This is a genomic window from Roseibacillus persicicus, from assembly GCF_014651675.1.
In the GTDB taxonomy this organism is placed as follows: Bacteria; Verrucomicrobiota; Verrucomicrobiia; order Verrucomicrobiales; family Akkermansiaceae; genus Roseibacillus; species Roseibacillus persicicus.
This window is the reverse complement of record NZ_BMXI01000002.1, coordinates 98,536-116,173: the sequence shown is the minus strand read 5'-3', so window position 1 is coordinate 116,173 and position 17,638 is coordinate 98,536. Positions and strand designations below refer to the sequence as shown.

At 54.9% G+C, this 17,638-nt stretch carries 20 protein-coding genes; 11 read left to right on the top strand and 9 right to left on the bottom strand.

All coding sequences use genetic code 11. The features are described 5' to 3' along the window. The first annotated feature begins 25 nt into the window (after window positions 1-25). The gene (locus IE099_RS02800) at window positions 26-964 is read left to right on the top strand and encodes a type I phosphomannose isomerase catalytic subunit (RefSeq protein ID WP_189567161.1); all 939 of its coding nucleotides are present in this window, start codon (window positions 26-28) and stop codon (window positions 962-964) included. Window positions 965-982: 18 nt separating this feature from the next. Here the strand turns inward: IE099_RS02800 and IE099_RS02795 are convergent, their stop codons facing one another. From IE099_RS02795 to IE099_RS02785, 3 genes are all read right to left on the bottom strand, one after another. Beyond that, on the bottom strand, window positions 983-1,915 hold the full coding sequence (locus tag IE099_RS02795) for an aryl-sulfate sulfotransferase (RefSeq protein ID WP_189567159.1): 933 nt from the start codon (window positions 1,913-1,915) through the stop codon (window positions 983-985). A 52-nt stretch (window positions 1,916-1,967) separates the two neighbouring features. Then, window positions 1,968-2,933: a tryptophan--tRNA ligase gene (gene trpS, locus IE099_RS02790; protein WP_189567157.1), complete on the bottom strand. Its 966-nt coding sequence runs from the start codon at window positions 2,931-2,933 to the stop codon at window positions 1,968-1,970. Window positions 2,934-3,057: 124 nt separating this feature from the next. Continuing rightward, complete coding sequence (locus tag IE099_RS02785; RefSeq protein WP_189567155.1) at window positions 3,058-3,477, bottom strand: hypothetical protein; 420 nt, start codon at window positions 3,475-3,477, stop codon at window positions 3,058-3,060. 261 nt (window positions 3,478-3,738) lie between these two features. Between IE099_RS02785 and IE099_RS02780 the strand changes: the two genes are divergently transcribed. The 6 genes from IE099_RS02780 (at window position 3,739) to IE099_RS02755 (ending at window position 8,469) form a co-directional block, all read left to right on the top strand. Further along, window positions 3,739-4,362 carry a hypothetical protein gene (locus IE099_RS02780; RefSeq protein WP_189567153.1) on the top strand — a complete coding sequence of 208 codons (624 nt, stop codon included), beginning with the start codon at window positions 3,739-3,741 and terminating at the stop codon, window positions 4,360-4,362. Continuing rightward, window positions 4,359-4,904, top strand: a complete 546-nt coding sequence (locus IE099_RS02775; protein ID WP_189567151.1) for a type II secretion system protein — start codon at window positions 4,359-4,361, stop codon at window positions 4,902-4,904. The genes IE099_RS02780 and IE099_RS02775 overlap by 4 nt, the downstream gene beginning before the upstream one ends. A 4-nt stretch (window positions 4,905-4,908) precedes the next feature. Continuing rightward, window positions 4,909-5,796: an ABC transporter ATP-binding protein gene (locus IE099_RS02770; RefSeq protein ID WP_189567149.1), complete on the top strand. Its 888-nt coding sequence runs from the start codon at window positions 4,909-4,911 to the stop codon at window positions 5,794-5,796. Further along, window positions 5,793-6,641 carry an ABC transporter permease subunit gene (locus IE099_RS02765; RefSeq protein WP_229809360.1) on the top strand — a complete coding sequence of 283 codons (849 nt, stop codon included), beginning with the start codon at window positions 5,793-5,795 and terminating at the stop codon, window positions 6,639-6,641. The genes IE099_RS02770 and IE099_RS02765 overlap by 4 nt, the downstream gene beginning before the upstream one ends. 328 nt (window positions 6,642-6,969) lie before the next feature. Continuing rightward, entirely contained in the window at window positions 6,970-7,617 is a 648-nt protein-coding gene (locus tag IE099_RS02760) for a NirD/YgiW/YdeI family stress tolerance protein (protein ID WP_189567146.1), read from the top strand. Window positions 7,618-7,731: 114 nt separating this feature from the next. Then, window positions 7,732-8,469 carry a hypothetical protein gene (locus IE099_RS02755; RefSeq protein ID WP_189567144.1) on the top strand — a complete coding sequence of 246 codons (738 nt, stop codon included), beginning with the start codon at window positions 7,732-7,734 and terminating at the stop codon, window positions 8,467-8,469. An 87-nt stretch (window positions 8,470-8,556) separates the two neighbouring features. Here the strand turns inward: IE099_RS02755 and tal are convergent, their stop codons facing one another. The 6 genes from tal to IE099_RS02725 all read right to left on the bottom strand — a co-directional run bounded on the left by tal (window position 8,557) and on the right by IE099_RS02725 (window position 12,945). Beyond that, window positions 8,557-9,513 (bottom strand): transaldolase, encoded by a 957-nt coding sequence (tal, locus tag IE099_RS02750; protein WP_189567142.1) that lies wholly within the window; start codon window positions 9,511-9,513, stop codon window positions 8,557-8,559. Window positions 9,514-9,675: 162 nt separating this feature from the next. After that, entirely contained in the window at window positions 9,676-10,119 is a 444-nt protein-coding gene (locus IE099_RS02745; RefSeq protein ID WP_189567140.1) for a hypothetical protein, read from the bottom strand. 56 nt (window positions 10,120-10,175) lie between these two features. Next, entirely contained in the window at window positions 10,176-10,589 is a 414-nt protein-coding gene (locus tag IE099_RS02740; RefSeq protein ID WP_189567138.1) for a DUF2147 domain-containing protein, read from the bottom strand. 52 nt (window positions 10,590-10,641) lie between these two features. After that, window positions 10,642-11,736, bottom strand: coding sequence for a hypothetical protein (locus tag IE099_RS02735; RefSeq protein WP_189567135.1), 1,095 nt, complete (start codon window positions 11,734-11,736; stop codon window positions 10,642-10,644). Further along, complete coding sequence (locus tag IE099_RS02730; protein ID WP_189567133.1) at window positions 11,733-12,215, bottom strand: hypothetical protein; 483 nt, start codon at window positions 12,213-12,215, stop codon at window positions 11,733-11,735. Before IE099_RS02730 ends, IE099_RS02735 begins: the two co-directional genes overlap by 4 nt. 37 nt (window positions 12,216-12,252) lie before the next feature. Continuing rightward, the gene (locus tag IE099_RS02725; protein ID WP_189567131.1) at window positions 12,253-12,945 is read right to left on the bottom strand and encodes a hypothetical protein; all 693 of its coding nucleotides are present in this window, start codon (window positions 12,943-12,945) and stop codon (window positions 12,253-12,255) included. 416 nt (window positions 12,946-13,361) lie between these two features. On the opposite strand from IE099_RS02725, the gene IE099_RS02720 reads away from it, so the two are divergent. From IE099_RS02720 to IE099_RS02705, 4 genes are all read left to right on the top strand, one after another. Continuing rightward, a complete protein-coding gene (locus tag IE099_RS02720) occupies window positions 13,362-14,324 on the top strand; it encodes a DMT family transporter (RefSeq protein WP_189567129.1) in 963 nt (320 codons plus the stop codon). Between the two features lie 94 nt (window positions 14,325-14,418). Continuing rightward, a complete protein-coding gene (lysS, locus tag IE099_RS02715; protein WP_189567127.1) occupies window positions 14,419-15,900 on the top strand; it encodes a lysine--tRNA ligase in 1,482 nt (493 codons plus the stop codon). Between the two features lie 18 nt (window positions 15,901-15,918). Next, window positions 15,919-16,404, top strand: a complete 486-nt coding sequence (locus IE099_RS02710) for a magnesium-dependent phosphatase-1 (protein ID WP_189567125.1) — start codon at window positions 15,919-15,921, stop codon at window positions 16,402-16,404. Between the two features lie 92 nt (window positions 16,405-16,496). Then, complete coding sequence (locus IE099_RS02705; RefSeq protein ID WP_189567123.1) at window positions 16,497-17,567, top strand: hypothetical protein; 1,071 nt, start codon at window positions 16,497-16,499, stop codon at window positions 17,565-17,567. Window positions 17,568-17,638: the final 71 nt, after the last annotated feature.

Genomic DNA, 17,638 nt, shown 5'->3' with positions numbered 1-17,638 from the left:
TTACCTAACAGCGAACTTCAACGAGATGAGCCAAACTCCCCTCACCTTTCAGCCCCTTTATAAAACTCGCGTCTGGGGCGGACGTGTTTTGGAAAGCCGCTATGGCCGAGCCCTTCCCGATGACCAGCCCTATGGCGAGTCTTGGGAGCTGGTCGACCGCGAGGACGATCAATCGGTCGTCACTTCTAACAACTACGTGGGAAAAACCCTCCACGAGCTTTGGACCCAACATCGCGCGGAAGTCTTTGGCGACAACTTGCCGGACTCGGAGCGCTTTCCCATCCTGATCAAAATCCTCGATTGCCAGGACGACCTCTCGATCCAAGTTCATCCGCCCGCGGAATTGGCTCCCTCATTGAATGGCGAGCCCAAGACCGAGATGTGGTATCTCGCCGGGGCGGAGGAACGGGCCAGTCTCTATATCGGTCTGAAAGACGGGGTGACCCGCGAGCAATTCGAGACCTCCATCAAAGTCGGCACGGTCGCGGATTACGTCCACCGCATTGCTCCAAAAGAAGGCGAGTCCATCTTCATTCCTTCAGGCCGGCTCCATGCTATTGGCGGCGGGAACTTGATTTTCGAGATTCAGCAAAACTCCGACACCACCTACCGGGTCTTTGACTGGAACCGCCTGGGCCTGGATGGCGAGCCCCGCGAGTTGCACATCGACGAGTCCCTGGCCTCCATCGACTTCGATGACTTCGAGCCTGCCATGGACACCCCCGTCGGGAACACCCTGGCCACTTGCGAATACTTTCAAACCGATGAACTCAAAGTTGCGGCCGGTGAAGAGATCGCCAATCCCAAAGCCGATTCTTTTTCAGTCCTCGCGGTTGTTTCGGGAAAGCTGACTTCAGCGGAGGGCTCCTATCAAGCCGGTGACTTCTTGCTCTTGCCCAAGGGAGCAGCTCCCCTCACCGCCAGTGAAGACAGTGTCGTCCTACAGGTGACCCTACCCGCCTAACAGTTCAACTCGCCGCTACTACTTCAGGGGCTTTCCGAGCGCTTCTCCGTTGGTGGTGAGCACGTGAATCTCGTGCGCGCCCCCAACCGAAGGGTGGAAAAACTCCCACACCACCTTGCCCGCCCGGTCGACTTCAAAGACACGGGGCATCTCCCCGTTTTTCTGCCCATAGCTACAGATCACCGTATTGCCATTGGGCAAGCGCTGGCCTCCACACGGATCGGCAAATCGCCCTCCCACCTCCTTGTTCGAAAGCGACCAGACCAGCTTTCCTTCGGAATCAAACTCAGCAGTCCGATTGCCATTGGTGAGGTTGACGAGGGTATTGCCGTTTTCAAGATGGATTGCAGTAAAGGGCCAAGTCTTGGCCTCGCGCCCACCCCACTCTTCCAAGTCCGTCCGAATGGTGCGAACGACTTTTCCCTCCGCAGTGTATTCCTTCACCGCAAAGGCCAGAAGATGAGGAACAAGATAATTGCCATTGGGCAGCTTTCTCGCCATTCGGGTCTGCATGTGGATTCTTTCCGTCTCAGGCTGCAGCGGAACCTCAACAACGGGCTCACCCTTCGGATCAATTTCTAACAGGCGCGGATTTTCCCCTCTTTCCACCACAAGGGTATTGCCATTTGCGAGCCGAACAGCTGAGCCCAGTTCTTGGTTGTCTTTGTGCAGCTGATAGCTCCAGACCACATCTTGGGTCCCTTCGGCGAACTCCTTCGCAACATTTCCGATGGTGACGAGAACATTGTTGTTCTCCAGCACAAAGCCATCGCGCGCTTTGCCCGGAGTCTTCCAAAGCACCTCTCCCTCCTCACTAATCAAAGCCGTGGTCGCCCCCGCGAGAAGAAAGGAGTGACGCACTCCAGTCTCACTCACCTGACGACCAAAGGGTTCCTCCGCCGACAATACCGAGAGGGAGAAAAGCGTGAGCAAGAAGGGCAACTTGAGCATGCCGCCAGCATCCTCACCCAGCTCTCGAGAGCAAGCCTACAGTCGTGACGAACTAACGAAGTCCGACCGCCTTGCGCACTCGGGTTAGGACCTTGTCCGCTTCCTCGCGCGCTCGGGCTGCTCCATCCGCGAGGACTTTTTCCACGTAGGCATCGTCCTTTTCCAACTCCTCGCGACGCTCGCGCATGGGAGCGAAGTAGTCCCAGTAGGCATCGAAGAGACGCTGCTTCAGATCACCGTAGCCGAATCCGCCGGCCTCAAAGTCCGCTTTCAACTGGGCTTGGTCAGCCTCACTGGCAAAGAAGCGATAGAGGTCGAGGATGATGGAGTTTTCGGTAGGCTTGGGAGCTTCGATAGGCGTGGAGTCGGTCTCGATCTTCATCACCAGCTTGCGAATCTTTTTCTGCGCTCCAAAGATGGGAATGGTGTTGTTGTAGCTCTTGGACATCTTTTGCCCATCGAGGCCCGGCACCTTCGCGACATCCTCGCGAATACGTGCTTCGGGAAGCACCAGCGTGCCCTCACCATATCGCTCGTTGATTTTGCCCACCAAATCGCGAGTCACTTCCAAGTGCTGCTTCTGGTCCTCGCCCACGGGCACAAGGTTGGCATCATAGAGGAGAATATCTGCTGCCATCAGCACGGGATAGGCGAAGAGGGCATGGTTCGCGGAAAGGCCTTTCGCAACTTTGTCCTTATAAGAATGGCAACGCTCCAAGAGTCCCATAGGACAAACAGTGGAGAGAATCCAAGCCAGCTCGTTGACCTCCGGGACGTCCGATTGACGGAAGAAAAAGGCCTTTGCCGGATCGAGACCGCAAGCGAGAAAGTCGATGGCCAGCCCCCGCACGTTCTCGCGCAGAGCCGCAGGATCGCCAGTCGACGTCATCGCATGATAGTTCGCCATGAAATAGAAGGCCTCGCCCTCGTCCTGCAGACGAACAGCGGGTTCCATGGCCCCAAAGTAATTGCCGATATGGAGCCTGCCCGAAGGCTGCAGTCCAGTGAGAATTCGCATGGCGCCTCTCATAGCGAGGGAGCGGCAACGGGGAAAGTGCGAAGGCGGGAAATCTTTTCCCTCATTCAACACCACCAGAAGACATCAAAGGCCTCGGAGAGCCCGTCCCCCGCTCCTGAAGAGCTTAGTTTTTCGCGAAACGACGAACAGCAGGACCAGAGGTGGTGATGCTGCTGCGGCGTTGGTCGGGAATGCTCAGCGTAATCATTCCGCTGGTGCGCAGGACCAACTTGGCCGGTCCGGCAATCGGCACGGGGTTGTTCATGCTCGGCGCGGGCAAAAGGTTGCGGTTCCGGTAGCTCGAGTAACTGGACTGGCAGTGACAATTGTGGCGGGGCTCTGCGAAGCGGAATTGCACCGGGTATTCGCCCGAACGCTCCACGCCGAGAACCACTTGGGAGGTGGCGCTGACGACGAAGGCCGTCTGGCCCGAAGGAACTTGGATCGTATCCAAGTACCCCGTAAGAGTGCGATAGGTGTCTCCCTGCGCGAACGACGCGAGAGCCATCAAACTGGTGAACAGAACAGTAAGGGTGGTCTTCATAACTCCTCCAGTCGGAACACACTGATATTGAGCAGTCAACGACCCGAAATTTTCACACCTTAACCTTCCCCAGACCTTGGAGATCTCGCCCGTTTAAAAATTTAAGGATAAACGATTTATGAGAATAATGACTACTCGTTAATAATATTTAGCGCCGAAATATCGGCCAAACCAGACTTCACGAAACCCGAGAGTAAGATGCAGTTTTTAAGGTCAATTTTCCGCAGTTGCGCAGGAGCAAAGTGAGGTTAGGTTGCGCCCGTGAATCGTTGGTCCTTGATAGTGAAGGTGGCAGGAGGCTTGGTCGCTCTTTGGATAGTTGTCTACGGCATCAAGGCCCTCGTCGCGCCCCACCGGGCAACACCGGAGCGCATCGAAGAGCTCGTTGCCGAAGCCAATCTCGAGGACTTTTCCCAGTACGGAGACCTCCCCAATGATGAAGTCACCCGCCAACGCCGGGAGTCGTTGGAGAAAGTCGCTTCCGTTGTGAATCGACTCGATTTGAGCGGACAGGAGGAGGCCCGTGATACCCTGGAAGGGCTGTGGGACAAACTCTCCGCGAGCGAACGCCGTCAATTTGTGGACCTGACGATGGAGTCCTTCACGCGCTTTTTCGAAGCGCTGGACGCTCTCACTCCGGAAGCACGGCGCGATTTCGTCGAGCGAGGATTTCGCGAGCTCGAAGATGGCACCACCGAGCGCCGCTTGGAGAAGATGATGGCGAAGGATCCCAAAATCATGGAGCGCATCACGCAAAATGGAATGAAAGCCTATTTCGAAAACGCCAGCGCCGAAACCAAGATGGAGATGGCCCCTTTCCTAAAGGCCACCAACGAGGTCATGCAAGGTATTCGGGGTCAACCTTTTCAAGGAGGAGGAATGTGAAAAGTTCATCCCAAAAAGGATTTACCCTCACCGAGCTTCTCATCGTTGTCGGAGTCATCGCTGTTTTAGGTGCAGTGGTTGTTCCGATTGGGCGTTCCGTCTTGGTGAAAAGTCAGAAGCTGCGCTGCCAGTCGAACCTACGCGAGATCGGTTTTGCCCTGGACTCATACTGCCGCGACAATCATGGACGCTTGCCCGACCTCCAATCCATGCGGGCCAGTCGAAATGCGGACGTCCCGGTGCTGGAAGTCGTTCTCAAGAAATACAACTCCAACCCCGACATCTTCCACTGCCCCGCGGACCGCGAATTTTTCAAGAAATCGGGATCCAGTTACGCTTGGAATAATGTGGTGAGCGGAACCGCGCGCGAAGCGATGAACTTTTTCGGAGGCAATCAAGCCTCCAAGATTCCTTTGGTCGGCGACAAGGAGGCCTTTCATGGAGATGAAAATGGAACGAACCTACTCTACGGGGACTTTCGAACCGACGATGAGGTCAAGTTCTCGGTGGGCGGTGGAGCCCTCGGACACGCGAAAAACTAACAAAATGCTGGAGGTAATTGGGCTGAAGAAGAAGTTCGCGGGGAAGCCGGCCTTGAAAGGGGTGGAATTCTCTGTCGCGAAGGGTGAAATCTTTGGCCTTCTGGGTCACAACGGGGCAGGCAAAAGCACGACTCTCGGCATCTTGTTGGGAATGGTCGCTCCCGACGAAGGCGAAACGCGCATCGATGGTATTTCCGTCCAAAAGAACCGGGCCGAAGCGCTCGCGAAAGTCGGCGCAATCTTCGAAAGCCCGGGATTTTACGATTACCTGAGTGGCTATGCCAACCTGAAGTTGCTCACGAGTTATTCCGGAGGCGTTACAAAAGCCGCGATCGACGAGGTGGTGGAACGGGTTGAGCTAGACGACCGGATTCACTCCAAGGTCGGCACCTACTCCCATGGCATGCGGCAAAGGCTCGCCCTTGCCCAAGCGCTTTTGCCCGAACCCGAGGTGCTGCTGTTAGACGAACCCACTGACGGATTGGACCCTGAGGGAATCAAATGGTTTCGGGACTTCATCCTGGACCTGAGGGACAACCGGGGGATGACCGTCCTCTTCAACAGTCACCTCCTGGCTGAGGTCGAGCAAATGTGCGACCGTGTGGTGATCTTGCAGGAAGGCAGAAAGGTCTTCCAAGGCGGCAGTGCCGATCTGGAAGAAGACCAGCTCGTGCTAAAATTCGAGGTCGACCCTCCCTCTCTTTTGCAAAATCTGGCTGTCGAGTTCGGCGGCGGGGTGAAAAAGAACAATTTGGTATTACCCAAAACTACCGATATCGCCCTCGTTGTCGCCAAGGCGGTGCAGAACGGAGGACAAGTGCGCGAAGTCCGTCAGGTGAAGCGCTCACTGGAAGACCTCTACCTCGAATTTTCAAGAAAAGTGACCCGATGATCTTTCTCACCCAGCTCCGAGGCGAGCTCACCAAACTTTTTGCCCGTCGGCGCACCTATGTCGGCTATGGGGTCTTCCTCGTATTCGAGCTCATTCTGCTCGTCACCTTTCAAATTGATTCCATTCGCTCCAAGCAAGAGGAGTTCATGGTGCAGAATGGTTTGGCGGCCGATGAATACTTCAGTTCCTTGACCGTGACTTTCATGGTGATGGCCTTCTCGCTCTTTCTGTTAGGTTCCATCTACTTCGCACTCGTCTCGGGTGACATTGTCGCGAAGGAAGTTGAGGACGGAAACATGCGCATGGTCTTGGCGCGGCCAGTTTCGCGTTTCCGCATCCTTTTGCTGAAGTTTCTTTCCACCTGTCTCTACACCATCACCTTCGTCATCTTCGTGGGCATTACCGGGTATGCCATGGCGGTGATCGCATTGGGGGTGGATGGTGGGATGATGGCCTTTAGCCCCAAGATGAAGCTCTTTGCGGTCTATCCGGATTGGGGCAGCGGGATGCTACGTCTGATCATTGCCGCCCTACTCATCGGTATCAGCATGTGCACCATCTCCGCTATCGGATTTCTTTTCTCCTGCATGAAAATGAAGCCCGCCACCGCCACCATCATGGCGCTGAGCGTTCTCTTTCTCGACATGGTTTTGCAGGAGTTCCCCATCTTCAAACCCTACGAGGCCAACTTCATCACCTACAAGATGAGCACCTGGCTCTTTGCCTTCGAAAACAACTTCCCATGGGCCAAGCTGGTCGACAATTTCGCCTTTCTCATCGGGCTCGACCTCAGCCTCTTCGCCATCGCCTGCGTGATTTTTCAGATGCGGGACTTCAAAACCTAACAGCGCACGATTTGCGCTGAAGTGAGGATGGGGCCACGCCCCCCTTTCCCTCAACAAATCTTCGGTGCCACCGCAACCGCCTGCGAATCAAGGACCTCGCGGGATGCGACACCACGAATCTCGGGCGAATTGCATGAAAACGTTGCGGAGGTCGGGCAATTCGTTTGCTTTTCTTGCACTTCCGAACAGCTATGGACTGGATTTGACCGGAGAACAATAACCCTTCATTTCGTTTATCTTGAGCGAGTTAAAGCTTTATTCAGAAGCCTGCCGCCCATTTCCGGCACGATTGCTGCCAGTGTAAGGATGAACTCACTGATTCAAACTTATGAAAGCGAAATACCTCAAAACATTGTCTGCCTCGGCTCTTGCCCTCTTTTCTGCGGGCACACTTTTCGCCGCTAGTCCCTACACCATGCCCAACAATTCATGGATTGAACTAGACGGAAAAGTGACCGAGGTGAACTCCCGCTCATTCTTGTTAGATTATGGTAAGGGAGAGATCCGAGTTGAAATCGACGACTATGATTTCTTCGAAGAAGCCTACAACGTAATCGAAAACGACCGGGTCAAGGTCAGGGGTAAAGTGGACGCCGACCCCAACGAAGAACGAACTATTGAAGCCTCAGCCGTCGTTCTGAAAGACCATGGAGTCACTCTGCGAGCGAACGCGGAGGATGAGGAGGACATCATCGTCAAATTCGTCACCCCGTCCCCCGTTGTGCACCCGGCTCTGGAACTACGGGGAACCATCGAGCGATTCGAGGACGGGAAAATGGTTTTGCAAACGGCAACCCATACCCACCGAATCGACCTGAATGACGCATCGCTGCGCAACATGCGAGGAGCGCTGATCTCGGACACGCTTCGGGTTGGTGACTTTCTGAGCGTTGTCGGGGTGCAGGATAAAAAGCTCTTCGGAACAGATGAGTTCGATGCGAACACCGTCTACCTTCTGAAAAAGATCACCGAGTAATCACTCAATTTCTCGAGTGAGAATACATGACGGGGCTTCAGCAGCAGGGAAACCTGCTGCTGGAGTCTTTTTAACGTTTGGCAGACCCCCGTCGGAGGATTACCGTTCGCCGAAATGATCATTCTCTTTTGGTTGACTCTCTTGTTAGGACTTTTTCTTGTCGCTTGGGTCTTGGGAATCAAAGCACGCGGCTCTCTTTATCATTGGGTGAGAACCTTCCGCACCAAACCTTGTCAGGTGGTCGGGCGAACCTTTCCGGAAAAAACGAGCAAGGAAGAAATCAGCAAGTTTCTCATCGATGCCAACGCCTTTGTCCGCTCAAAGGAGCAGCGCTCTACGGTTGTGGTTCGCGAGTGGAACCACAAAGAAAATACCCTCTTCGTTGGTCTGGTTTTACAGAAAGCGAGCGACTTGGGAGAGACTGGTGAATACGAAGTTCGCAACCTGCCCTCACGCTCCGTCGTGCGGGTTTCTGGCGGAGCCAAGACAAGCGATGTCACCCCCACCGAATCTCTCCAAAAGCATCTAACAGACCATCCTCTGGAAGTGGACATGACTCGGCCCACCCGCCTATCCGGTCAATCCTTCCATCTCTATGAATGGCCCATTGCGGAGGAGTTACCCGCATCCAGCCCAGTGGAGAAGCTCATGGAAGCCACCTTCCAACTGAGAGACATACTCATCTTTCCAATCCTGCTGACCATCGTCGCCATCGGGATGATCGGGACCCAACAGCTCATTCTCTTTCCTCTGGGTATCGGTCTCATCATTCTCCTCTCTGGGGCCGGGAAGTTTGTTCTGCTGCACCAGATGAAGGACGAGTCCGAGGAATATCATCTGCAAAATTACTAAGGTCCCAACGGCGTCCCCTCCGGACGCAAAAACGCCCCGCGAGATGCGGGGCGCTTGGAGAAGATTCATCTCACATCAGGGAGTGCCTTAGAGCAGTTCCTTGATGAGGTTCTCCAGCTTGACGATGTCAGCGGAGAACGCGCGAATGCCCTGAGCGGTCTTTTCAGTCGCCATGGCGTCTTCATTGAAGAGAAAACGGAACCCTTTCTCGTCGAGGCTGATCTGCTCTCCCTCGTAGGAAGCTGCAGTCTCGGCAGTCAGGCGAGGCTCGAGAGACGCATCGTCGTTCTGGAGTTCTTCCAACAACTTGGGAGAGATGGTGAGGAGGTCGCAACCGGTCAATTCGGTGATTTGACCTTTGTTGCGGAAGGAAGCCCCCATGACCTCGGTCTCGTAACCGAACTTCTTGTAGTAGTTGTAGATGTTCTGCACCGACTGGACGCCGGGGTCCTCGGCTCCGACGTAGTCGATGCCGGTGTCCTTCTTGTACCAATCATAGATGCGGCCAACGAACGGAGAGATGAGCTGGACCTTCGCCTCCGCACAGGCAACGGCTTGCGCGAATGCGAAAAGAAGAGTGAGGTTGCAGTGGATGCCTTCCTTCTCGAGTTCCTCGGCGGCCTTGATCCCTTCCCAAGTAGAAGCAATCTTGATGAGAACGCGATCCTTGGAGATTCCCTCCGCCTCATACATCTCGATGAGCTGGCGGGCCTTGGCGATGGTGCCTTCCTTGTCGAAAGAAAGACGGGCATCGGTCTCGGTAGACACTCGGCCGGGAACGATTTTCAGGATTTCGAGACCGAAGAGAATGAGAACACGGTCGATGATGGCTTCAACCAGCTCATCGCCGGATTTGCCGGAATCCTTGAGCTCGCTAACAGCCTTTTCCACCAGGTGTTTGTATTCTGGCTTTTCGGCAGCTTGCAGGATGAGCGACGGATTGGTGGTCGCATCCAGGGGCTGGTATTCCTTCATGGACTCAAAGTCGCCGGTATCAGCCACGACTTTGGTGTATTGCTTGAGTTGCTCTAATTGGCTTGCCATATCGGGGCCTTCCTAAGCTGAAATGCTGAGAAAGGCTAGAAAAACGGGGTTTTCCTCCGAAAAAGGCGCTCAGTTACAAGAAAACGGCAAAATGACGGCAATCTTTGTCAAAAGAGCCTCCAGATTCCGGGGAAATCAGCCTCGAACCATGGCTTTTTCGACCTAGGAGCCCGTTTGGGACGGCTTGATGACTAGAGGAAAGGTCGGGGTATGTTTCGTGATTTGGTCTTCCACAGCGCTTGCTCCCTGGTGGATTTGATTCCCAACCGCAAATCCATTGACGAGATAGAGCCGGGTCTCTCCGGGCTGCAGGCCAGTTACGTAGGTGCGGGAACCCCTGTTTACGGTGACGTATTCCACCCGAACGAGTTCGGGATCCTTGGCGACCAAGGTCGCATTGTATCCACCGGGCACGGGCAAACCAACGATATGCTCAAAGGCCAACAGCCGCTCTCCCTGAACAATCTCTGCGGCGGGAAGTTCGTCCGACTTTCCATTGCGATAGGCGCGCCAGGTGGCGGACTCGTGCAAATGACTCTGATACCGGCCACAAGAGCTCACCCCCAAGGCCAGCAGTAATAGCGAAATAGCCAAACTGAACTTCATGAACCAACTTCAACAAAACTAATCCAAAAGGTCCATCAGGAGCCTGTCAAAAAAGCTCACTTCACCCGATACCACTCTGCCGAACGACCAAGCAGGGAAACTCCTTTGAAGCCGCGCATCATCATCTTGTCGTTTCCTTCCAACCAAATCTTACCCTGATAAGTCTTTCCATTGGAGGAGTCGTAAACTCGACCACCCTCCCACTTGCCATCCTTCTTGTAAAAACCCCAGACCACAGGCAGCCCTATGATCTTGCGATTTCGCAGCTTGGGATCCGGATTCTTGGTATCATGAGTCCGGGTCGTGTCTTTGGCTGCGGTGACCCGCCCGACGAGTTTCCCTTTCTCAATAGTGATTTGGATGGTGGCCTGACCATCGGATTTCTTCCAAAGGCCCAAGATGGGATCAGCGGCATCCGCCAGAGATGAACTACAGATTAGAAGAAGGATCAGGGCGAATAGGTTTTTCATAAAGTCAAAAAGGGTGAGGAGTCCTCAGTGGAAAAGAAAGCAAGAAGACCGGTCACTCAAGAGCATACAGGCCGGCGCGAAGGGAGAGCTTGTTCTCTTTGAGAGTCATCTTTTGCAAACCAGCCCAATCATCGGCATATTCCATCTCTCCGAAAAGCAGGCACCCGACCCGAACATAGTAATCCCCCTCCCCGGTCTTTTCCGATAACGCGGCGAGCGGGTATTTGCGGTCCTGAGCCACACTGGCCACCCAAGGCTCGTCGAAAAGATTGACCGGCACGAGGTCTTCGTAGTCGCCGGTTCCATTCGGATCATAGAAATACTCGACGATCACTTTTTCACTCGCGGGGTAGATATCTCCCACATCCACACGCATATCATCGGGCAACTGCGGAACGGGAGTCGACGGAAAGTTGACAAAGTCGGTTGTCCATTTCGGCCAGACCCGCACCTGCATCCGGGCCAGCGTCAGCAGGGGCACGGGGCAACCCAACACCGCATCCAGCGCCAGTTGATACTCGATAATTCCAGACCAGGTGTCGCGCTCATCTTCCTGAAGATTTGGGGGCCAGGCATTGTCGGAGAAAGTGATTTCCTGATTGAGACTCACATGCAGAACCGGGAGGCATTCATATTCTTCCCAATGATCTTCACTGTCCTCGGCCCCAATGTGCTCCGCAGCCAGAAAGCGTTTCCTCATCACAAACTGGCTCAACCAACCGGGCAAAGGAAGAGAAAGCGGATTACGAAACCGGAGCGGGCTATCGAGGATTGTGGTGGTGACGGTGTGAGTCCAATCCGAACGAGTCCTTGGCTCTTCATGAGGGTCGCGACCGTCGAACTCCATAACGACTCGCGGGAGGATTCCAGTGACCTCGGTATCGACGATTGTTGGCTTGGGGGGTGCCCCATCAATCCCAGCCAAGGGATAGACATAGAGGTCGAAACGCGCCATCAAGCCATTCATCGGCACCGACTGCATACTCCCCTTCTCGGTATAAAGAGGACTTTCATAAGTCACGGTTTGCCCCAAAAGAGTAATCAAATTCTGGGAGATCCAAGCATCACAGTTTTGCGGCTCCGCACGGGCTGAGAAGGTCAGCACCGTCACAAGGATCCAGAGAGAAAGTAAAGAACGACCCTTCATTCGGATGCCACCTCCATCACTTTTGAGTCAACCGACTTGTCCAAGAATGGCAGAACCGTCACCGGCCCACCTTGATATGTGGCTATCACCAAGCACCCGTGTTTCTCGAAATTCTCACGCAACTCTTTTGCCAAGGGCTGCTTGGCAAGAACTTGGGACCAAGTCACTTCGCTATGCCGGAGCCAACTCCGATTCGCGGAAAGAAACTCGATCCAACTCACTTGTCGCCCTTGGGGTGCATCCGCCACCATCTCCCGATACTGGTCAGGCAGGTGGAGAATACTCTGACGAGGCACTCGGGTGCAGAATTCTTTGCTGACGAGATATTTGTAGCGATTTCGAAATTGCTTTTCAAAGTCCATCCCTGTGGGCTTGGGTCGAGTTGCCAAAGCACTCCACGTGGGAATGGCCTTTTGAGGTTCAGCCCCCACTTCGACGAGTGGCAGCAGAACGAGCAGGAATAGTAGCGTATTCTTCATACTGGTTCGATGGTTGGAAAGAAACCGGCCTCAATCGCTAGAGCGAGGCCAGATCCAATCTGCGGGAAGAAGGAACTTCTTCTCCTCGGGTAAAATCCCACGAGAGAGTCACCCTTCCGCTCCGCGAGGATAACAATCCACTGGTTCTCAAATCACCCGAAGTCTCGGGAGGATCGCGATAGAAATCCGCAAGAAGAGTCAGCTGAATGGTAGGATTCACATTGGCAACTCCTTCGCCCTCGGGGAAAAGAGCATCGTTGACCAAAGGGGAAAAGGAGATGGCCAACTGACCGTCAGAGTCTGCCTGAAGCACATACAAATCCTCGAGAGAGGCGATGGTAAAGTCACTCTTATCCCCGGGAGCATCGCCTGTTACGGAGAAAAACAAGTCGGGTTCCAAGAGCGGGCTTCCGTTCACCCCAAGCCCGAAGCTTGCCCACGACGATTGCCCATCCCAACGACCTTCCTGCTCTTGCCCGAAAGAATAAAAATCACCTTCTTCGCTCTGTTCTCCCAACGTGATGGAACCTGCAATCCCTTTGATCACATAAGCCCAACACTTTTCCTCCAACACGATTTTCAACGGTTCTCCCGCCGAACTGAATTCTTGGGGCTCCTCCATCCCCGGCACCCAAATTGATATATGATAAGAATCTGATTCCCCTACATCGGCCGAGACGAGCGCCACAGAAGAAAGAGCAGCACAAACCCCAAGGAACATTCGTGTCATAAAAAGAAATTTACTCTTTTGAGTTAGACATTCAAGGACTTTCTAACAATCAGAAGGCGTTTACTAAAAAAGCATTTTCGCCCCGAAAAACTTAATAAAAAATATGAACTCTTCTGAAAAATAACTACGCAAATATCCAGATACCAAGTTCCCGGCTTGCCTATCTGTTCCTCCGTTCACTGAGCCTTTTTTCAAGCGTCGCATTCTTGACAATTCGTAGCATTCAGGGCACATCAGCGCCGCAGTGACCGCCCTCCTTCTCAAACCTCTCAAGATTCGCGTCGCCCTTATTTGGCCGACGGGAGCTGGAGTCGTTGTGAGATAGAACAAATCATCACCAACTCCGGAACCTCAATCCGAACCGGAGTTTTAAGTTGTCACCTCTTCCTCCTGTTCGGCCTCCAACCCTACCGAACATGAACGAACCAGTCTCAATCCGCAAAGGCATCGTCCTGATGCTCTTGTCCGTTGTCTTTTTCTCAGTGAATTGTCTCATCATTCGCTGGGTTGGGCTCTTCGCGTCGGTTGATGGCTGGATGTCGTCCTTCACCCGTGGCCTTGCCGGGACCATTTTCGTAATTGCGGTTTACTCGCGGGGACGGGGTCTGCACCTGAGCCATTTGCGCAAGCCCATGATCATCTTGCGCGGCTTCTTAGGAGTGACCACGATCACGATGCTCTACTTCACCCTCATCCATCTGGGGGCTGGGCGGGCGATGGTGATCAACCTGACTTACCCGCTCTTTGGCGCCATCATTGCCGCCCTCGTCCTGAAGGAAAAACCCCACCCCGCCACTCTGGGCCTGCTGATTTTGGCGATGATTGGTCTGGGTTTGTTTTTCTCGGAAAGCCTGCAGAACGCGACCTTCGGAGGTTACGATTTGCTGGGGCTGGCTGGCGCAGTGCTAGCCGGGGCCACGGTGGTGGTGATTCGCAAGCTGACCCAGACGGAGACCGCGCCCACCATTTATTCGGGGCAATGCATCATCACCCTGCTCGTCACCACCCCGCTGGCGATGCCTTCCTTTGGCGAGACGACGCCGTTCATCTGGTTCCTGCTGATGCTGGGAGGCGGCATCGTGGCCTATGGCCAGATTCTCATCACCAAGGGCTTCTACCATCTGGACGTGGCACAAGGCTCGGCGATTCAGATGTTGATCCCGGTTTTGACGGGAGCGGGAGGGTTCGTTCTCTTTTCAGAGAGCTTTTCGATCATCGAGATCATCGGTGCGATCTTGACCCTCTTTGCCACTTGGCGCATCACCATTGCCCCTCGTGCGGTCCTCGCAACGAGTGCCCCTGACGTAGCAATCCCGCAGGACACCACGAAGGAATCCTGCGGGACTACAATTCCCCCCAAAAAGACACCCATACGCTAGAAATTCAGGCCTTTTCTGCCAAGTCCAAAATCCTCTCTAATTTCCCTGTTCATCACCGCCATCCTTTACAATAACCACCCTTTCCAAAAAATTCATGAGCGCCGACGCCCCAACCAACCAGCCCAAGTCCACTGTGGAAGAACTCATTGCCGTTCGGCGCGAGAAGCTGGGCAAACTTCGCGAGATGGGTCACGACCCTTACGGTCAATCCTTTGCAACGACCCACACCCCCGGCGAACTGAAGGCCAACTTCGAGAACGAGCTCTCCGCGACCATCGCCGGACGGGTCCTCGCCATTCGTGATTTCGGCAAAAGCGTCTTCTGCACCCTGGGCGATGCCGAGGGACAGATTCAGATTTACCTCAATAAAAAGCAGCTCAGCGAAGAGCAATGGGCCGTCTATCAGTGCCTCGACATGGGCGATTGGATTGGAGTGTCCGGCCAAACCTTCACCACCGGCAAAGGCGAGCCCTCGCTGCAAGTGGCCGAGGTCACCGTCCTTTCCAAAGCCCTGCGCCCCATGCCCGACAAGTGGCAGGGCCTGACCGACCGCGAGACCAAGTATCGCAAGCGCCACCTCGACCTGATGTCCAACGAGGACAGCGCGGAAATCTTCGTGACCCGTTCCCGCATGGTGGCCGAGATTCGGAACTTCCTGCATGAGCGCGGCTATCTGGAGGTTGAGACCCCCATGCTGCAATCCGTGGCCGGTGGCGCCGCCGCCCGCCCCTTCGAGACTCATCACAACGCGCTCAACATGGCGCTGACCCTGCGCATCGCGCCGGAGCTCTTCCTGAAGCGCCTCCTCGTGGGTGGCTTCACCAAAATCTTCGAACTCAACCGCAACTTCCGTAACGAGGGAATCTCCCGTCGTCACAATCCCGAGTTCACAATGCTGGAAGCCTATCAAGCCTTTGCCGACTTCGAGATCATGGCGGAAATGGTGGAGGAAATGACCTGCCACCTCGCAGCCACCTTCTGCGGCGGCCTGCAGATCGAGCACAAGAACGAAGAGGGCGAAGTGACCCGCACCATCAACCTCGAGCGTCCCTGGAAGCGCGCCAACTACCACGACCTCGTCAAGGAAGTGGCCGGCGATGACTTCTTCGACATCACTCCCGAAGCCCGCCGCGCCAAGTGCGCCGAATTGGGGGTTCAAATCTCCGAGGGCATGGAGGACTACGAAGTCGTCCAGCAAGTCTTCGAGAAAAAGGTCGAGGAACACACCTTCGATCCCTGCTTCGTCACCCGCGTCCCGAGCGAGCTCATTCCTTTGGCCAAAGTCACCCCCGGCGGCAAGACGGTGGAGGTCTACGAGCTCATCATCAACGGACAGGAAATCTCGCCCGGATACTCCGAGCTCAACGACCCCGACGTGCAGAAGCAACGCCTCGAGCACCAGGCCGGGGGCGAGGAAGAGCAACTCGTCGACTACGACTTCATCGAGACCCTCGAGCACGGCATGCCCCCCGCGGGCGGAATCGGTATCGGTATCGACCGCCTCATCATGATGCTCACCGGCGCTCCCACTATCCGCGACGTGGTCTTGTTCCCGCTCTTGAAAAAGAAGGACTAATTCGCGGGAGAAAGAGCCATGGCCCAATTGATCGTCTTCGACCTCGACTTGACGCTGTGGCACTGCGGCACCCTCCTCTGGTGTGATCAGCTGAGGCCTCCTTTGTCGCAGGACAAGGAAGGCCGGGTCCGGGATGCCGATGGAGTCGAGGTCCGCCTCTACGACGAAGTGCCGACTCTGTTAGAAAATCTAGCAGACGAGGGCTACCTTCTCGCGCTGGCCTCGCGGACCAGTGCTCCTCCTATCGCGCGACAACTGTTGGAACTGTTTGGCATTCGCTCCTACTTCGAGCACGAGGAGATCTACCCCGGCGACAAGTCCACTCACTTTGCCTCCTTGCAGGAAAAGACCGGAGTCCCCTATTCCGAGATGCTGTTCTTCGACGATGAGCCGCGCAATGTTTCGTCCGTGGGTCGCCTCGGTGCGCAGGCCGTTCTCGTCTCCTCCGGAGTCTATCAAGCAATCGTCTCCCGGGCGCTGGAGACCGGCCTTTCGCTCGACTAGGTCCATCAGCTACCCACGGGGGCTCGCAAAAAACCCCACAGCCAAGGCTTGCGCCAGCGGTCCCCGACGGCTGAGATGGTTCACTGCGTCTCATGAATCTCTTTAGAAAGAAGAAAAAGGTAGTCGAGGAAGCGACCTTCAAATCACGCGTCAACGAGTTCTGGGTCTGGTGGGCCGAGAATGCAGACTGGATTCGCGAGAGCGTGGATCAAGACGGAGGAGCAGCGATTCAGCCCACCATCACCGAACAAGTGAACCGCTTGGGCTCGGGATTTGCCTGGGTCCTGGGACCACATCCCGAAGGCAAGGAGCAGGGACATTCCTTCACCCTTTCGCCAGACGGCATGCTCAACTACCTCTTTCTCACCAGCTATTGGCTGGAGCACGCTCCAAACATCAAGGGTTGGCATTTCTACTCTTCCCGCCAGCCTTCCTTGGAGCTTGATGGCTGCTCGATTCGGGTGGGCGACTTTCAACTCGCCGCCAAAGAACTCTGGCTCACCCCAAGCATCGATGAGGAGCGAGAGGAGATTCACATCACCGCTTGGTCTCCCATCTTTGCCGAAATCGAAGAGAGTCAGGCCTACTACGTCCTCTTTCTTTTGCTCGATGAAGCCTTGGGGGAAAACGGGGTCAGCCAGTGGCTGGGAGCAATCGAAATCAAAGACGACCGCCTGGCAGACTCCTTCCCTCTCTCCGAACTTCCCGAACAAGTCGAACTCATTAAAAAGAAGCATCAGTGGAAAAAGTATCCCCTGGAAGACTCCTACACCGGCTATCAATTCAAAAACCCGCAGGAGAACGCCCCCCGCAAGGACATGGTCACGCTGACCACCCAGAACCCCAGCGTGACCCTCGACTACTACGAGGCTGACGGTGCCCTCGACAACCCCATTCCCAACACTGGGGCCAGCTATCAATTCATCCAAATCCCCATCACCCAATTCCCCGACGGCGAACAAGTCGACACCCGCGCGGCAATCGAGGACGCCCTGCAAGAGTCTTTGGACAAGCAACACGCAGGCCGGATACTCGGCGGCGGTCTCGGCAGACAATACGCCTACATCGACCTGCTTCTCTTCGACGGACAGAACAGCCTCGACCTCGTCAACGAATCACTCGATCGGCAGGAGGTGCGCAAATACACCATCCTGCCCTTCTGAAGGTAACCCATTCAGAGAGCCTTTTCTCACTGCCAAAAAAACAACATTTCAATTGCCAAAAATCCAGCACC

What these genes read in the sequence shown, in the direction of transcription:
- IE099_RS02800 (WP_189567161.1), top strand. Translation starts at nt 26, where the DNA reads ATGAGCCAAACTCCCCTCACCTTTCAGCCCCTTTATAAAACTCGCGTC.
- IE099_RS02795 (WP_189567159.1), bottom strand. Translation starts at nt 1,915, where the DNA reads ATGCTCAAGTTGCCCTTCTTGCTCACGCTTTTCTCCCTCTCGGTATTG.
- trpS (WP_189567157.1), bottom strand. Translation starts at nt 2,933, where the DNA reads ATGCGAATTCTCACTGGACTGCAGCCTTCGGGCAGGCTCCATATCGGC.
- IE099_RS02785 (WP_189567155.1), bottom strand. Translation starts at nt 3,477, where the DNA reads ATGAAGACCACCCTTACTGTTCTGTTCACCAGTTTGATGGCTCTCGCG.
- IE099_RS02770 (WP_189567149.1), top strand. Translation starts at nt 4,909, where the DNA reads ATGCTGGAGGTAATTGGGCTGAAGAAGAAGTTCGCGGGGAAGCCGGCC.
- IE099_RS02765 (WP_229809360.1), top strand. Translation starts at nt 5,793, where the DNA reads ATGATCTTTCTCACCCAGCTCCGAGGCGAGCTCACCAAACTTTTTGCC.
- IE099_RS02760 (WP_189567146.1), top strand. Translation starts at nt 6,970, where the DNA reads ATGAAAGCGAAATACCTCAAAACATTGTCTGCCTCGGCTCTTGCCCTC.
- IE099_RS02755 (WP_189567144.1), top strand. Translation starts at nt 7,732, where the DNA reads ATGATCATTCTCTTTTGGTTGACTCTCTTGTTAGGACTTTTTCTTGTC.
- tal (WP_189567142.1), bottom strand. Translation starts at nt 9,513, where the DNA reads ATGGCAAGCCAATTAGAGCAACTCAAGCAATACACCAAAGTCGTGGCT.
- IE099_RS02745 (WP_189567140.1), bottom strand. Translation starts at nt 10,119, where the DNA reads ATGAAGTTCAGTTTGGCTATTTCGCTATTACTGCTGGCCTTGGGGGTG.
- IE099_RS02740 (WP_189567138.1), bottom strand. Translation starts at nt 10,589, where the DNA reads ATGAAAAACCTATTCGCCCTGATCCTTCTTCTAATCTGTAGTTCATCT.
- IE099_RS02735 (WP_189567135.1), bottom strand. Translation starts at nt 11,736, where the DNA reads ATGAAGGGTCGTTCTTTACTTTCTCTCTGGATCCTTGTGACGGTGCTG.
- IE099_RS02730 (WP_189567133.1), bottom strand. Translation starts at nt 12,215, where the DNA reads ATGAAGAATACGCTACTATTCCTGCTCGTTCTGCTGCCACTCGTCGAA.
- IE099_RS02725 (WP_189567131.1), bottom strand. Translation starts at nt 12,945, where the DNA reads ATGACACGAATGTTCCTTGGGGTTTGTGCTGCTCTTTCTTCTGTGGCG.
- IE099_RS02720 (WP_189567129.1), top strand. Translation starts at nt 13,362, where the DNA reads ATGAACGAACCAGTCTCAATCCGCAAAGGCATCGTCCTGATGCTCTTG.
- lysS (WP_189567127.1), top strand. Translation starts at nt 14,419, where the DNA reads ATGAGCGCCGACGCCCCAACCAACCAGCCCAAGTCCACTGTGGAAGAA.
- IE099_RS02710 (WP_189567125.1), top strand. Translation starts at nt 15,919, where the DNA reads ATGGCCCAATTGATCGTCTTCGACCTCGACTTGACGCTGTGGCACTGC.
- IE099_RS02705 (WP_189567123.1), top strand. Translation starts at nt 16,497, where the DNA reads ATGAATCTCTTTAGAAAGAAGAAAAAGGTAGTCGAGGAAGCGACCTTC.